Annotated in this window: 12 protein-coding genes and 1 pseudogene; 8 read left to right on the top strand and 5 right to left on the bottom strand. The window is 71.2% G+C overall.

All coding sequences use genetic code 11. The features are described 5' to 3' along the window. The first annotated feature begins 72 nt into the window (after positions 1-72). On the top strand, positions 73-552 hold the full coding sequence (locus ACZ5WC_RS19355) for a hypothetical protein (RefSeq protein WP_096630124.1): 480 nt from the start codon (positions 73-75) through the stop codon (positions 550-552). Positions 553-644: 92 nt separating this feature from the next. Here the strand turns inward: ACZ5WC_RS19355 and ACZ5WC_RS19350 are convergent, their stop codons facing one another. From ACZ5WC_RS19350 to ACZ5WC_RS19340, 3 genes are all read right to left on the bottom strand, one after another. Further along, on the bottom strand, positions 645-1,199 hold the full coding sequence (locus ACZ5WC_RS19350; RefSeq protein WP_468541929.1) for a hypothetical protein: 555 nt from the start codon (positions 1,197-1,199) through the stop codon (positions 645-647). A gap of 173 nt (positions 1,200-1,372) precedes the next feature. Then, on the bottom strand, positions 1,373-2,137 hold the full coding sequence (locus ACZ5WC_RS19345) for a bestrophin-like domain (protein ID WP_468541928.1): 765 nt from the start codon (positions 2,135-2,137) through the stop codon (positions 1,373-1,375). Beyond that, complete coding sequence (locus tag ACZ5WC_RS19340) at positions 2,116-2,535, bottom strand: hypothetical protein (protein WP_468541927.1); 420 nt, start codon at positions 2,533-2,535, stop codon at positions 2,116-2,118. Before ACZ5WC_RS19340 ends, ACZ5WC_RS19345 begins: the two co-directional genes overlap by 22 nt. A 381-nt stretch (positions 2,536-2,916) precedes the next feature. Here ACZ5WC_RS19340 and ACZ5WC_RS19335 point away from each other — a divergent pair, with 381 nt between their 5' ends. The 3 genes from ACZ5WC_RS19335 to ACZ5WC_RS19325 all read left to right on the top strand — a co-directional run bounded on the left by ACZ5WC_RS19335 (position 2,917) and on the right by ACZ5WC_RS19325 (position 7,133). Beyond that, positions 2,917-3,888, top strand: a complete 972-nt coding sequence (locus ACZ5WC_RS19335; RefSeq protein WP_468541926.1) for an SCO0930 family lipoprotein — start codon at positions 2,917-2,919, stop codon at positions 3,886-3,888. Positions 3,889-4,143: 255 nt separating this feature from the next. Next, positions 4,144-4,962, top strand: a complete 819-nt coding sequence (locus ACZ5WC_RS19330) for an SAM-dependent methyltransferase (protein WP_468541925.1) — start codon at positions 4,144-4,146, stop codon at positions 4,960-4,962. Continuing rightward, positions 4,959-7,133 (top strand): putative bifunctional diguanylate cyclase/phosphodiesterase, encoded by a 2,175-nt coding sequence (locus ACZ5WC_RS19325; RefSeq protein WP_468541924.1) that lies wholly within the window; start codon positions 4,959-4,961, stop codon positions 7,131-7,133. The genes ACZ5WC_RS19330 and ACZ5WC_RS19325 overlap by 4 nt, the downstream gene beginning before the upstream one ends. A gap of 31 nt (positions 7,134-7,164) precedes the next feature. Here the strand turns inward: ACZ5WC_RS19325 and ACZ5WC_RS19320 are convergent, their stop codons facing one another. Next, on the bottom strand, positions 7,165-8,061 hold the full coding sequence (locus tag ACZ5WC_RS19320) for a LysR family transcriptional regulator (protein ID WP_468541923.1): 897 nt from the start codon (positions 8,059-8,061) through the stop codon (positions 7,165-7,167). A gap of 132 nt (positions 8,062-8,193) precedes the next feature. Between ACZ5WC_RS19320 and ACZ5WC_RS19315 the strand changes: the two genes are divergently transcribed. From ACZ5WC_RS19315 to ACZ5WC_RS19305, 3 genes are read left to right on the top strand one after another with little or no spacing between them, the layout of a single operon-like run. Further along, positions 8,194-8,862 (top strand): succinate dehydrogenase, encoded by a 669-nt coding sequence (locus ACZ5WC_RS19315; RefSeq protein WP_468542029.1) that lies wholly within the window; start codon positions 8,194-8,196, stop codon positions 8,860-8,862. Position 8,863: 1 nt separating this feature from the next. Next, positions 8,864-10,813, top strand: a complete 1,950-nt coding sequence (locus ACZ5WC_RS19310) for a fumarate reductase/succinate dehydrogenase flavoprotein subunit (protein WP_468541922.1) — start codon at positions 8,864-8,866, stop codon at positions 10,811-10,813. Next, positions 10,810-11,556 carry a succinate dehydrogenase/fumarate reductase iron-sulfur subunit gene (locus tag ACZ5WC_RS19305; RefSeq protein ID WP_468541921.1) on the top strand — a complete coding sequence of 249 codons (747 nt, stop codon included), beginning with the start codon at positions 10,810-10,812 and terminating at the stop codon, positions 11,554-11,556. Before ACZ5WC_RS19310 ends, ACZ5WC_RS19305 begins: the two co-directional genes overlap by 4 nt. Positions 11,557-11,605: 49 nt before the next feature. Here the strand turns inward: ACZ5WC_RS19305 and uvrA are convergent, their stop codons facing one another. Then, positions 11,606-14,026: an excinuclease ABC subunit UvrA gene (gene uvrA / locus ACZ5WC_RS19300; protein WP_468541920.1), complete on the bottom strand. Its 2,421-nt coding sequence runs from the start codon at positions 14,024-14,026 to the stop codon at positions 11,606-11,608. 75 nt (positions 14,027-14,101) lie between these two features. Between uvrA and ACZ5WC_RS19295 the strand changes: the two are divergent. Next, positions 14,102-14,245, top strand: a pseudogene (locus ACZ5WC_RS19295) (CGNR zinc finger domain-containing protein); the annotation flags it as partial.

The raw sequence follows: 14,245 nt of genomic DNA, 5'->3' as shown, positions 1-14,245 counted from the left end.
ATGGGAGGCGTTCTCGTCGATCCAGCCCGGAGGAAAAGCCTCCGGCGGCGTTTCCCGCAGGAGGTTCACACGATGCGCGCTTCACGCGTTCTCGCGGTCACCGCGACCGCATTCGCGGCCGTCGGGCTCGCGGCCCCCATGGCCGCTGCCACCAACGGTCCGAGCAACGTCACCGTCAACCCGTACTCGGTCCATCAGGGCGCCACCATGAAGGTCACGGCGCAGGGCTGCGGCCACGGCGGCAAGGTCTGGTCGAACGCGTTCCCGACGACCACGCTCTCCGCGGGGGGCACCGGTCACGCCACGGCCCACATCCGGCACAACACCACGCCGGGGCACTACCACCTCTCGGTGAAGTGCAGCGACAACGACCGGATCGCCACGCACAAGTTCACCGTGCTCGCCGGTCAGGGCGCGCAGGGCGGCCTCGGCGGCTCGATGGGCCCGAACTCCGTGGAGATGCAGGTCGGCGGCGGTCTGGTGGCCGCGGCGGCCGTCGGCGGCGCGGTCTTCCTCGTCCGGCGTCGGCGGACGAGCCATGCGGCGTTCTAGGGCGGCGAACCTCCCGCCCGGCCCGATACGCCCGTCGCCCCGAGTCCTGGATCAGGACCCGGGGCGACTGTCGTGCGGCGCACGTGACGGCTTCAGTGCCGGCGGGCGGTGTTGCGCCGACGGGCGAAGTAGAGGGCGCCCGAGGCGGCCGCGAGCACCAGGCCCGCACCGGCGGCGACCTCCACCGCGTCGGTGGTGCCGGAGCTTCCGCCGAGCCCGCCGCGCACGCCGCCCGGGACAAGGGCCGTGGAGCTCGCGGTCGGGACCCTGGGTGCCGGGGTGGGGGTGCTCGTCGCGCCGCCCGTGATGGTCAGGTTGACGTTGCGCGAGGTGCCGGTGGAGCCGCAGGTGAACGTGACGGCGTAGACGGCGCCCCGGCGGGCGTCCGTGTCGACGGTCGCGGTGGCCGTCGTGCTGCCGCTCGGGATCACCGTCGTGTCGAAGATGCCCGAGCTGACGGTCGTCTCACCCGTGCACCCGCCGGCGCCGAGGGTCACGCGGCCGCCCGGCGCGATGACCGAAGGCGTGATCGTCGGATTGAACGTGCTGGTGGCCCCGTCCGGAGCCGCGAGGGCGGCGGACGGGGCGATCAGCGTCAGGGCACTGGCGCCGAGCAGGGCGAACGGTGCGACACGTATCGCGCGCATGGTGGATCCTCCGGGTTCCCCGAGGGGCAGCTGCGGAACGAATTTCCACATAGCAGGAAAAATGCACCTCGATGCCCGACACGCTAGGAGGGGTCCCCACCGTGCGCGATCGGGGTCCGGCGAATGGGGCAGTCGGGTCCCCCGGCCGGCGCACCGGGCGGGGGAGCGCGGCGTCAGCGGGTGGCGTCCGGAAAGAGGTCGAAGAACGGTGTCGCGGTGGCCGAGACGCCCCGGCCGAAGGGCGCGTCGAAGTCCCAGATCAGGAAGAGCAGGAAGGCGATCAGCGCGCTGAAGAGGCCTGCCAGCAGCAGTTCGCGGAACGTTCTGCGGATCTGGAGGGTGAAGATCAGCCCGACGGTCACCAGCGCCCCGATGATCAGGCCGAACCAGACCACCCCGGGCATCGTCGCCTCGGCGTTCTGCCCCCGTGAGCTGCGGGCGTCGTCCGCCGCCGCCACCTGGTCGACCAGCGGCTGGTAGGCCTGCCCCTCGTGGTCGGTCTGCGGCTCGTAGTCGGTGACGTCGGCCCGCACCCGGTCCAGCAGCTGCGTGCCGCGTTCGGTGAGTCCGCCCCGCTCGGACATCACCCTCCACTCGTCCTCGACGACATGGGCGACATAGGCGTCCACGTCCGCCCGGATGCGGTCGCGGACCTCGGCCGGATAGACGGAGGCACGCGCCTGCACCTCGTGCAGCGCCTGCGCCTCCAGGCGTACGGACTCCTGGGCGGCGCTGCGGCCCTCCCACACCCCGGCGATGGCCAGGCCCAGGACGATCGCGTAGACCACGCCGATCATCATCGTCATGTACTCGATGACGTCGGGCGTCTCGGACGGGTCGTCGTCATCCCCGATCCGCCGGTTGTTCAGGACGGCGATGGTGAGGACGACCGCGCAGGCCGACGCCATGGCAATGCTCAGTACGAGCCATTCGGACATGCATCTCTCCTGGTCAGCGAGACGATCGTGGCCGCAGCACGGCGACGGCGAACACCGCGGGGGCGGTGATCAGCAGGGTCAGGGACACCAGTGACGGTCCGCTCCGGGGCTCCTTGCGGGTCGGTTTGCGGTACGCGGGCCGCGCCACGGGCCGGGGCGCCGCCGGTTGCGCCCGCACCGAGGGCTCCGGTGAGGCCGACGGCTTCGGCGGAGGCGGCGGTGCGGGAGGCGGTGCGGGAGGCGGTGCGGGAGGCGGCGGTGGTGCCGCAGTGGGCGGCGGCGGTGGCGGTGGCGGAGGAGGCGGCGGAGGAGGCGGCGGTGGCGGTGCGGGCGGCGGCGGTGGTGGTTTGGGAGGGGGCGGCGGTGGTGGCGGCTCCGGGGTGGAGACCGCCGCGCACCCCCCGTCGCCCGCCACGGCGACCGAGGAACTGCCGTCGCCCTGCCCGATCGAGGCCACCGCGCAGTTGTCGGCGGTCGCGGGCGGCGGTACGGCTATCAGCCAGAGGAGTGCGGCGGCTGCCGTGAGCCGTCCGATGCGTGATCCGTGCACGACGGGCAGCATGATCCACGCAGCCGGGGGAAACGCGGGACTTCCGGGTGATTCCCCTGATCGTGGGGATAATAGGCCATTCGTGTTTGCGTGGTGATCGCGTCCTGCCGGAATTCTTCTCCGCCTCCCGTTGAACGCGAACCGGTCGGCGCCCCGTACCTAGGGCCATGAACGACGCGGTCACGCGTCGTCATCGGCAGCGATACGACGAAGTACTACGGGAGTCGACATGAACACCTGGCGCAACGCCTCGCTCGCGGTCACCGCCGCGGCCCTGTTGACGCTCACGACGGCGTGCGGTCAGGAGAACGGCGCGGCCTCGCCCAACGGCCAGTCCGTCGGCAACGCGGCCCCGGCCCAGCAGCCCGCGGAGAGCGGGTACGGATCGGCCGGCGGCGGCTACGGCTCCGGGGCCGACGAGGACGCCGCGGAAACGAAGGAGGCCGGTCAACTCGGCGTGCAGGACAGCAAGAAGCTCGGGAAGGTGCTCACCGACAGCGAGGGCTTCACGCTCTACCGCTTCGACAAGGACACCGCGAACCCGCCCAAGTCGAACTGCGACGGCGAGTGCGCGGCGATCTGGCCCGTGGTGGGTGCGGGCAACGCCGTGGCCGCCGCGGGCACCGACGACGAACTGCTCGGGGAGGTCACCCGGGCCGACGGCACCAAGCAACTCACCATCGACGGCTGGCCGATGTACCGGTACGCGAAGGACACCGCACCGGGTCAGGTCAACGGGCAGGGGGTCGGCGGCACCTGGTTCGCCTCGGCTCCCGACGGAAAGAAGGCGGCGGTCAACGCCGACAGCGCGGGCGCGGGCGCCGCCGAGCCCGCCGACCCCGCGGGTCTCTCGGTCCGCAAGGACCCGAAACTCGGCGACATCGTGGTGGACGGCCGCGGTATGACCGTTTACCGGTTCACCAAGGACTCCGCATGGCCGATGAAGACGGCGTGCACGGGCGACTGCCTCAAGAAGTGGCCGGTAGTCGCTCCGGTGGCCAAAAGCGAGGTGGACGGAGTGACGACGAAGGGATTCGTCACCTTCGACCGCCCTGACGGTATCGAGCAGCAGACCATCGACTGCTGGCCGATCTATACGTTCGCCGGTGACTCGAAGCCCGGCGACACCAACGGTCAAGGAGTCGGCGGCACCTGGTATGCCGTTTCCCCCGATTCGAAACTCGTCGGTGCCGCCAAGTAATCGCGACAGCGGCGAATAACCGCCCAGGAGCCCCAAGTGGCCCCGAACCACCGGGAAACGGCGCCCGGCGTGCCGGTCCGTCGCTGCGTGTATACGCGCAGCGACGGACCGGCCGCACATGCCACCGGAGTGTGACCAATAACGGACCGCTAATTTCCGTTTCCACTCGCCCTCTTGGCGGCCGATCAGTAGCCTCTGGTCAACACTGACCATGAACATGGCCGGATCGCCGTGGCGAACTTGTTGGAGACATCGATGGAGCGTCCCGCCTGGGCACCGCAGGGCATTGACATTTCGGTGCCGAGCGTGTCTCGCATGTACGACTTCTATCTGGGCGGATCGCACAATTTCGAGGTGGACCGGGAAGCGGCGCGCAAGGCCATGGAGTTCCTCCCGGGCCTCCCCAAGATCATGCAGGCCAATCGGGCCTTTATGCGCCGCGCCGTCCGCCATGCCGTCGACACCGGGATCGACCAGTTCCTCGACATCGGCTCCGGCATCCCGACCTTCGGCAACGTCCACGAGGTCGCCCAGACCGCCGACCCCGGGGCCAAGGTGGCGTACGTCGACCACGACCCGGTCGCCGTCGCCCACAGCCAGGCGGTGCTGGAGGGCAACGACCGCGCGGTCATCGCCGCCGCCGACCTGCGCCGCCCCAAGGGCATCCTGGCGCACCCGGAGATCACCGGGCTGCTCGACCTGAACCGCCCGGTCGCCCTGCTGCTGGTAGCGGTGCTCCACTTCGTCGAGGACGCCGACGACCCGTACGCCGCGGTCGCCGAACTCCGCGACGCGCTGGCCCCCGGCAGCCTGATCGTCCTGACCCACGCCTCGTACGAGGGCATCCCGCTGTCCAAGGAGGAGGCCGACGGGACGGTCGGCGTCTACCGGAACATCCGCAACCCGCTGGTCATGCGCTCGCGCGAGGAGATCGGCCGGTTCTTCGACGGCTACGAGATGGTCGAGCCGGGACTCGTGCAGATGCCCGAATGGCGGCCCGACACCCCGCAGGCGCCGGGGCAGGAAGACCCGTACGCCTTCTCGGGCTTCGCAGGGGTTGGGCGCAAGGCGTGAGCATCCCCGCCCAGGCGTCCGGTGAGCCGGACACGGAACCGGACGGTCCCGAAGGCCGCCTCCGGAGATTCGCCAGGATCTGGAGCCGGGCCATCTTCCCGCTGACGGCCACCTCCCTGACCCGGCCCGAGTTCGAAGAGCATCTGCTGCCCCTGGCACGCGAGCTCAACGGCATCCTGCACGCCCGCCCCTTCGACGCCGCGCCCGCCCAGCGGGTGGGCGCGGCCCTGGTCGACGCGCACTGCACCGACCCGGACGCCCTCAGCTCCACGCTCGGCGTCGTCGACTCCTACCTCGTCCTCTACTGCGGCCACAACGGGCCCGGCGTCCTGTCCACCGAGGACGGGCGGGCCCGCTGCGCCCGCATCCAGCACACGCTGGCGGCCGGTTTCTCCCGGGCGCTGCGTGAGCGCACGCTCGCCGAGCAGGAGGCCATCGCCCGCTCGGCGCTGACGGCCCGTTCGCACGCCGAAGAGGCCCTGCACGCCACGGAGGCGCGGTTCCGCGCGGTCTTCGAGGACGCGGCCGTCGGCATCGGCATCGCCGACCTGGACGGCAATGTCCTGGAGGTCAACGACACCCTCACCAAGATGTTCGGCGGTCTGGAGCACCACGTCCGCAGCCACAAGGTGAACGAGTGGGTCCACCCCGAGGACTCGCCCCAGGTGTGGAGGTTCTACAACGAGCTGGTACGCGGCGAACGCGACCACTACCGGGTCGAGAAGGCGTACTACCGCAACGACGGTACGGTCCTGTGGACCAACCTCACCGTCTCCCTGCTGCGCGACCCCGAAGGCCGCCCGCAGTACCAGCTCGCGCTGATGGAGGACACCACCGAACGGCGCCTGCTCAACCTGCGGCTGCGCTACGAGGCCACCCACGATGCGCTCACCGGACTGCCCAACCGGACGCTGTTCTTCGAGCGTCTTGAGAAGGCCCTCACCGCCCGGGACGGCACCCGCTTCGGCCTGTGCTACCTCGACCTCGACGGCTTCAAGGCGATCAACGACAGCCTCGGCCACGCGGCCGGCGACCGCCTTCTCGTCGAGGTCGCCGACCGGCTCCAGAGCTGTGCCACCGCCCCCGGCGAGATGGTCGCCCGGCTCGGCGGCGACGAGTTCGTGGCCCTGACCACCGGCCCCGACACCGCCGACGAGGTGGACGAACTGGCGGGCCGCATCCTCAACGTGCTGGCCGCGCCCATCCGGCTGGACGGCCGCGAACTCACCGTCCGCGGTTCGATCGGCGTCGTCGAGGGGCCCTCCGGGGAGCGCAGTGCCGCCGAGGTGCTCCGCAGCGCGGACATCACCATGTACCGGGCCAAGGCGGCGGGCGGCAACCGCTACCAGCTCGCGGACGCGGAGGCCGACGCCCGTGCCATCACCCGGCACGGGCTGACCACCGCGCTCCCGGCGGCACTGGACCGGGGCGAGTTCTTCATCGAGTACCAGCCGCTCGTCCACCTCGGCGACGGCACGGTGCACGGTGCGGAGGCGCTCGTACGGTGGTGCCATCCCCAGTACGGGGTGCTGGGGCCCGACCGGTTCATCCCGCTCGCCGAGCACACCGGTCTCATCGTGCCCCTCGGGCGCTGGGTTCTGGAGGAGTCCGTCCGGCAGGCGAACTTCTGGCAGGAGCGGCACAGCGACGGCGGTCCCCTGCGGATCAACGTCAACCTCTCGCCGACCCAGCTGCACCACCCCCGCCTGGTCGCCGAGACGGTCGACGTGCTGGAGCGCTCCGGCCTGGAGCCGGGCGCGCTGTGCCTGGAGGTCACCGAGTCCGCCCTGATCGGCGCCGACGACGATCTCCTCAAGCCGCTGCGGCAGCTCGCCGAGATGGGCGTCGACATCGCCCTCGACGACTTCGGCACCGGCTACTCGAACCTGGCGAACCTGCGCCGCCTCCCGGTCAGCGTGCTCAAGCTGGACCGTTCCTTCACCCGGGGCATGCAGCAGCACCCGGCCGACCCGGTCGACCTGAAGATCGTGGAGGGCATCGTGTCGCTGGCCCACAGCCTGGAGCTGGCCGTCACGGTGGAGGGCGTGGAGACCGCCGCCCAGGCCGATCAGCTGCGCCGACTGGGCTGCGACACCGCCCAGGGCTGGTACTACGCCCGCCCCGGCGCCCCGGACCGCATCCACTCCCTGCTCCTGGCCGACGCGGTCTGACGGGGCGCCGGGCGGGGTCCGGCGCCCCGGCTCAGCCCGAGGCCGCCCCGAGCTCCAGCAGCATCCGCTGGAGCTCGCGCGCGGCCCGGGGCGGGGCGACGTCGCTGCGGTGCGCCAGGGCGATCGTGCGCCGCAGCCCGGCCCCCGCCAGCGGGGTCTTCCGCAGGTCGTGGCCCGCCCGGTTCGCGGCCATGCTCGGCACCACGGCGATGCCGAGCCCCGCCCGTACGAAACCGAGCACCGCGTCCATCTCGCCGCCCTCCACCGTGAACGAGGGCTCGAACCCCTCCGCGCGGCACGCGGCGAGCGTCAGCTCCCGCAGGTTGTATCCGTGGCGGAACATCACCATCGGAGCGTCGCGCAGATCGGCGATCCGCACCCGTCCGCCGCGCCCCGGCGCAGGTTCCGCCGCCGAGGACACCACCACCAGGTCCTCGTGCAGCAGCTCCACCGTGGTCAGCGCGGGAGACCCGGCGGGCAGCGGCAGCACCACCAGGGCCAGATCGAGCGCACCGCGCGCCAGTTGACGTACGAGGTCGTGCGAGCCGCCCTCCTCCAGCAGCAGCCGCACCCCCGGGTGCCGGTCATGGAAGGCGCGCAGAACGTCCGGCAGCAGACCCGTGCACAGACTCGGCGTCGCCCCGAGCCGCACCCGGCCGCTGCGCAGCTGCACCAGCTCCTGCACTTCCTGCCGCGCGGTCTCCGCGTCGGCGAGGATGCGCCGGGCCAGGGGGAGGAGCGCCTCGCCCGCGTCGGTGAGGGCGATGTTGCCCCGGGCCCGGCTGAACAGCTCGGCGCCCAACTCCGTCTCCAGCGCCCGGATCTGCTGGGAGAGCGAAGGCTGCGACACATGCACCGCCTCGGCGGCCCGGGTGAAGTGCCGGGTCTCGGCGACGGCCACGAAATAGGTGAGCTGCTGGAAGTGCATAGGGCGACGATAACGCCCATCAATAGTTATTGCCTATGGAGATCAGCCAGACCATGTCTTGGACTGATCAGGTCTTCCGCCCCTACCGTCAGGTTCATGGCATTGGCAACGCGGACGGACCGACGGCCGTCGATGACGCGTACGCTCTGGGACTCGACCGTCGGCAAGAAGACGATCATGGCTGGCTCCGGCCTGATCATGCTCGGGTACCTCGTCGTCCACATGGCCGGGAATCTGAAGATCTTCTTCGGACCCGGCACGTTCGACGGGTACGCCCACTGGCTGCGCACGCTGGGCGAACCGGTCCTGCACTACGAGTGGGCGCTGTGGATCGTGCGCGTGGGGCTCGTCGCGGCCGTCGTGCTGCACGGCGTCTCCGCCTACCAGCTGAGCCGCCGCGACATCAGGGCGCGACCCGCCAAGTACGTCCACAAGAGGCCCCGGGCGAGCTACGCCACCCGGACCATGCGCTGGGGCGGGATCATCCTCGCCCTCTTCATCGTGTGGCACATCCTCGACCTGACGACCGGTACCGTCCACACGAGCTTCGAGGCCGGGCACCCGTACCAGAACGTCATCGACACCTTCTCGACCTGGTACGGCAACGTCATCTACATCGTCGCCGTGCTCGCCATGGGCCTGCACGTCCAGCACGGCTTCTGGAGCGCCGCGCAGACCCTGGGCGTCGGCAACGCGACCCGCGACCGCATGCTGAAGACCCTCGCCAACCTCCTCGCCACGGCGCTGACGGTGGGCTTCGTCTCCGTACCCGTCGCCGTCATGACCGGAGTGGTGAGCTGACATGCCCGACTACACGCACTACGCCACGGGTGAGCCCGTCGTCGACACCAAGGCCCCCGAGGGCCCCGTCGCCGAACGCTGGGACACCCGCCGCTTCCAAGCCAAGCTCGTGAACCCCGCCAACCGGCGCAAACACACGGTCATCGTCGTCGGCACCGGACTGGCCGGCGGATCGGCCGGCGCCACCCTCGCCGAACAGGGCTACCACGTCGTCCAGTTCTGCTTCCAGGACTCACCCCGGCGCGCCCACTCGGTCGCCGCCCAGGGCGGTATCAACGCCGCGAAGAACTACCGCAACGACGGCGACTCCATCCGGCGGCTCTTCTACGACACCGTCAAGGGCGGCGACTTCCGCGCCCGGGAGTCCAACGTCCACCGGCTCGCCGAGATCTCCGTCGAGATCATCGACCAGTGCGTCGCCCAGGGCGTCCCCTTCGCCCGCGAGTACGGCGGCCTCCTCGACAACCGCTCCTTCGGCGGCGTCCAGGTCTCGCGTACGTTCTACGCGCGCGGCCAGACCGGACAGCAGCTCCTCCTCGGCGCCTACCAGGCGCTCTCCCGCCAGATCGCCACGGGCAACGTCGAACTCCACGCCCGTACCGAGATGCTGGACCTGATCGTGGTCGACGGCAAGGCGCGCGGCATCGTCGCCCGCGACCTCGTCACCGGGAAGATCGACACCTACTTCGCCGACGCGGTCGTCCTGGCCACCGGCGGCTACGGCAACGTCTTCTACCTGTCGACCAACGCCATGAACTCCAACGCCACCGCGATCTGGCGGGCCCACCGGCGCGGCGCCTACTTCGCCAACCCCTGCTTCACCCAGATCCACCCCACCTGCATCCCGCGCACCGGCGACCACCAGTCCAAGCTCACCCTGATGAGCGAGTCGCTCCGCAACGACGGCCGCATCTGGGTCCCCAAGGCCAAGGGCGACACCCGCCCGGCCGACCGGATCCCCGAGGACGAGCGCGACTACTACCTGGAGCGCATCTACCCGGCCTTCGGCAACCTGGTGCCCCGCGACATCGCCTCCCGGGCCGCCAAGAACGTCTGCGACGAGGGGCGCGGCGTCGGCCCCGGCGGGCAGGGGGTCTACCTGGACTTCGCCGAGGCCATCGGCCGGATGGGCCGCAAGGCGGTGGAGGCGAAGTACGGCAACCTCTTCGACATGTACCAGCGGATCACCGACGAGGACCCCTACACGGTCCCGATGCGGATCTACCCCGCCGTGCACTACACCATGGGCGGCCTCTGGGTCGACTACGACCTCCAGACCACCATCCCCGGCCTCTTCGCGATCGGCGAGGCGAACTTCTCCGACCACGGGGCCAACAGGCTCGGTGCCTCCGCGCTGATGCAGGGCCTCGCCGACGGCTACTTCGTCCTGCCCTCCACGATCAACGACTACCTCGCCCGCAACCCGCACACCGAGAAGCCCGATGCCCACCACCCCGCCGTCGCCGAGGTGGTGGCGGAGACCGAGGACCGGATCAACCTGCTGCTCTCCGTCGACGGCGACCGCACCCCCGACTCCTTCCACCGCGAGATCGGTGAACTCATGTGGGAGTACTGCGGGATGGCCCGCACCGAGGACGGACTGCGCAAGGCGCTCGCCAGAATCCCCCAGATCCGCGAGGAGTTCTGGCGCCGCATCAAGGTCCCCGGCACCGGCGAACAGTTCAACCAGTCGCTGGAGAAGGCCAATCGCATCGTCGACTACCTGGAGCTCGCCGAGCTCATGTGCCTCGACGCCCTGCACCGCGCCGAGTCCTGCGGCGGCCACTTCCGCACGGAGTCCCAGACCCCGGACGGCGAGGCCGAGCGGCGCGACGAGGAGTTCTCGTACGCCGCCGCCTGGGAGTTCACCGACACCGGCGGCGCCCCCGTCCTGCACAAGGAAGACCTCGTCTTCCACGACGTCCACCCCACTCAGCGGAGCTACGCATGAAGCTCACCCTGCGCGTCTGGCGCCAGCGAGACGCGGAAACGCCCGGCGCCATGGCCACCTACGAAGTCGACGGCATCTCCGCCGACATGTCGTTCCTGGAGATGCTCGACACCCTCAACGAGGAGCTCATCCTCGCCGGTGACGAGCCCGTCGCCTTCGACCACGACTGCCGCGAAGGCATCTGCGGCGCGTGCAGCCTCGTCATCAACGGCGACGCCCACGGCCCGGAGCGCACCACCACCTGCCAGCTCCACATGCGGTCCTTCGCCGACGGCGACACGATCGACATCGAACCCTGGCGCGCCTCGGCCTTCCCGGTCGTCAAGGACCTGGTCGTGGACCGCTCCTCGTTCGACCGGATCATCCAGTCCGGCGGCTACATCTCCGCCCCCACCGGCACCGCCCCGGACGCCCACGCCACCCCCGTGCCCAAGCCCGACGCCGACTTCGCCTTCGAGCACGCCGAGTGCATCGGCTGCGGAGCCTGTGTCGCCGCCTGCCCCAACGGCTCGGCGATGCTGTTCACCTCGGCCAAGGTCAACCACCTCGGTGTCCTGCCGCAGGGCGCCCCGGAACGCGAGACCCGGGTGCTGGACATGGTGGCGCAGATGGACGAGGAGGGGTTCGGCGGCTGCACCCTGACCGGCGAGTGCGCGACCGCCTGCCCGAAGGGCATCCCGCTGCCGTCGATCGCCGCGATGAACAAGGAGTGGCTGCGCGCCACGCGCAAGGTCCGCCGCTGAAACGGGTGTTGATCCCGTACGGCTCCGACAGTGCGGGGGCCGTACGGGATCAGCGCCGCAGCGCCTTCGCCAGATACGGTGCCGTACGGCTCCCCGCCGCCCGCGCCACCTCCTGCGGCGTGCCGGCCGCCACGATCCGCCCGCCCCGGTCTCCGCCCCCGGGCCCCAGATCGATGACCTGGTCCGCGCCCGCCACCACGGCCATGTCGTGCTCGACGACCACCACCGTGTTCCCCGCGTCGACGAGCCCGTGCAACTGCCGCATCAGCACCTCCACATCGGCCGGATGCAGCCCCGTCGTCGGCTCGTCCAGCAGATACAGCGTGTGCCCGCGCCGCGTGCGCTGGAGCTCGGAGGCGAGCTTGATCCGCTGCGCCTCGCCGCCGGACAGCTCGGTGGCGGGCTGCCCGAGCCGCAGATAGCCGAGCCCCACGTCCAGCAGCGTGGTCAGCGCGCGCTCGGCGGCCGGGGTCCCGGCAAAGAAGGAGGCAGCCGATTCCACGGTGAGATCCAGCACCTGGGCGATCGTCAGGCCGCGCAGAGTGATGTCCAGGGTCTCCGGGTTGTAGCGGGCGCCGTGACAGTCCGGGCAGGGCGCGTACGTGCTGGGCAGGAAGAGCAGCTCTACCGAGACGAACCCCTCGCCCTGGCAGGTCTCGCACCGCCCGCCGCTCACGTTGAACGAGAACCGCCCCGCCGTGTAGCCCCGCTCCCGCGCCGTCTCCGTCTGCGCGAACAGCTTCCGTACGCTGTCGAAGAGCCCGGTGTACGTGGCCAGGTTGGACCGGGGCGTCCGGCCGATGGGCTTCTGGTCGACCTGGACGAGCCGGTCCACGGCCTCAAGTCCGGTCGCGGAAGCGCAGTACTGCCCGCCGGCCCCGGCCTCCTCGCCCGACTGCCGGTCCGCGAGCACCCCGGCGAGGACCTGGCCGACGAGGGTCGACTTGCCCGACCCGGACACCCCGGTCACCGCCGTGAACACCCCGAGCGGGAAGGCCGCGTCGACCTCGCGCACGTTGTGCCGCTCCACGCCGGACAGCCGCAGCCACCCGGAGGGGCGGCGCGGCTCCCGTACGGCTGACGGCTCGTCGCCCTCGTGGAACAGGAACCGCCGCGTCGCCGACTCCGGGACCTCCGCCAGCCCCTCGGGCGGCCCGCTGTGCAGCACCCGCCCGCCGTGCTCCCCGGCCAGCGGCCCCACGTCCACCAGCCAGTCCGCCCGCCGCACCACGTCCATCTGGTGCTCCACCACGAACACCGAGTTCCCGGCTTCCTTGAGCCGGCCGAGCACCGCGAGCAGGGACTCCGTGTCGGCGGGGTGCAGTCCGGCCGACGGCTCGTCCAGGACATAGACGACACCGAAGAGTCCGGAGCGCAACTGCGTTGCCAGCCGCAGCCGTTGCAGCTCACCTGAGGAGAGCGTCGGAGCGGTGCGGTCCAGGCTCAGATAGCCGAGCCCCAGCTCGGTCACCGTCCCGATCCGGGCCAGCAGATCCCCGGTGAGCACCCGTGCGGTCTCCTCGCCGCCCGCCCCGGCCGCCGAGAGCGCGTCGGCCAGGTCGGACAGGGGCAGGGCGGCCAGCTCCGCGATGGTCCGCCCGGCGAACGTCACCGCCATCGCCTCCGGCCGCAGCCTGCTCCCGCCGCACGCCGGGCACGGCACACTGGTCAGGAAGCGTTCCGCCTTCGCCCGCAGGGTGCGGCTCTTGGTGTCGGCGAAGGTGTGCAGCACATAGCGCCGGGCGCTCATATACGTTCCCTGGTACGGGCGCTGGATGCGGCCCGCTTCCCGCACCGGGTGCACCGTCACCACCGGCTGCTCGTCGGTGAACAGGATCCACTCCCGGTCCTTCGCGTCCAGCTCGCGCCAAGGCCGGTCGACGTCGTACCCCAGGGCGTCCAGCACATCCCGCAGATTCTTCCCCTGCCAGGCACCCGGCCAGGCCGCGATCGCCCCGTCCCGGATCGACCGCGAGGGGTCCGGTACGAGCAGTTCCTCGTCCGTCCGGTGGATGCGCCCCAGGCCGTGGCACTCGGGGCAGGCCCCGGCCGCCGTATTGGGGGAGAAGGCGTCGGAGTCGAGGCGCTCGGCGCCCGCCGGATAGTCCCCGGCCCGGGAGTACAGCATCCGCAGCGAGTTGGAGAGCGTGGTGACCGTCCCCACCGAGGACCGGGCCCCCGGCGCCGACCGCCGCTGCTCCAGGGAGACGGCGGGCGGCAGCCCGGTGATCTCCCCGACGGCGGGCGCACCCACCTGGTGGATGAGCCGCCGCGCGTAGGGCGCGACCGACTCGAAGTAGCGGCGCTGGGCCTCGGCGTAGATCGTCCCGAACGCCAGCGAGGACTTTCCCGACCCCGAGACCCCGGTGAAGACCGTGAGGGTGTCGCGCGGGATGTCCACATGCACGTCCTGGAGGTTGTGCTCGCGCGCGCCGCGCACCCGGACGTACGGATCGTGGGGGGAGTGCATGGGGGTGGGCTCCGTACGGGGGTGGGGGAGGGGGCGGCGGCCAGAAGGGGCAAACGGTTCGATTCTAGGCGCGGCGGACTGTGCGGGCCGGTCGGGGCGGCTCGTGGCCCGGACCGCCGCTACTGCTCGCGCCGGTGCGCGACCCGTGAGCGGGTCGCCGCCCACCGGCGGCAGGCCGCGGAACGGGAAGGCGGGGCTGACCGGAGCGCCGTCCTGTGA

It is taken from the genome of Streptomyces sp. NPDC033165 (assembly GCF_055577965.1).
Note: the sequence above shows the minus strand (reverse complement) of the source record. Positions and strands in the feature narration are given on the sequence as shown.

What these genes read in the sequence shown, in the direction of transcription:
- uvrA (WP_468541920.1), bottom strand. Translation starts at nt 14,026, where the DNA reads ATGCACTCCCCCCACGATCCGTACGTCCGGGTGCGCGGCGCGCGCGAG.
- ACZ5WC_RS19305 (WP_468541921.1), top strand. Translation starts at nt 10,810, where the DNA reads ATGAAGCTCACCCTGCGCGTCTGGCGCCAGCGAGACGCGGAAACGCCC.
- ACZ5WC_RS19310 (WP_468541922.1), top strand. Translation starts at nt 8,864, where the DNA reads ATGCCCGACTACACGCACTACGCCACGGGTGAGCCCGTCGTCGACACC.
- ACZ5WC_RS19330 (WP_468541925.1), top strand. Translation starts at nt 4,144, where the DNA reads ATGGAGCGTCCCGCCTGGGCACCGCAGGGCATTGACATTTCGGTGCCG.
- ACZ5WC_RS19320 (WP_468541923.1), bottom strand. Translation starts at nt 8,061, where the DNA reads ATGCACTTCCAGCAGCTCACCTATTTCGTGGCCGTCGCCGAGACCCGG.
- ACZ5WC_RS19315 (WP_468542029.1), top strand. Translation starts at nt 8,194, where the DNA reads ATGACGCGTACGCTCTGGGACTCGACCGTCGGCAAGAAGACGATCATG.
- ACZ5WC_RS19335 (WP_468541926.1), top strand. Translation starts at nt 2,917, where the DNA reads ATGAACACCTGGCGCAACGCCTCGCTCGCGGTCACCGCCGCGGCCCTG.
- ACZ5WC_RS19350 (WP_468541929.1), bottom strand. Translation starts at nt 1,199, where the DNA reads ATGCGCGCGATACGTGTCGCACCGTTCGCCCTGCTCGGCGCCAGTGCC.
- ACZ5WC_RS19355 (WP_096630124.1), top strand. Translation starts at nt 73, where the DNA reads ATGCGCGCTTCACGCGTTCTCGCGGTCACCGCGACCGCATTCGCGGCC.
- ACZ5WC_RS19345 (WP_468541928.1), bottom strand. Translation starts at nt 2,137, where the DNA reads ATGTCCGAATGGCTCGTACTGAGCATTGCCATGGCGTCGGCCTGCGCG.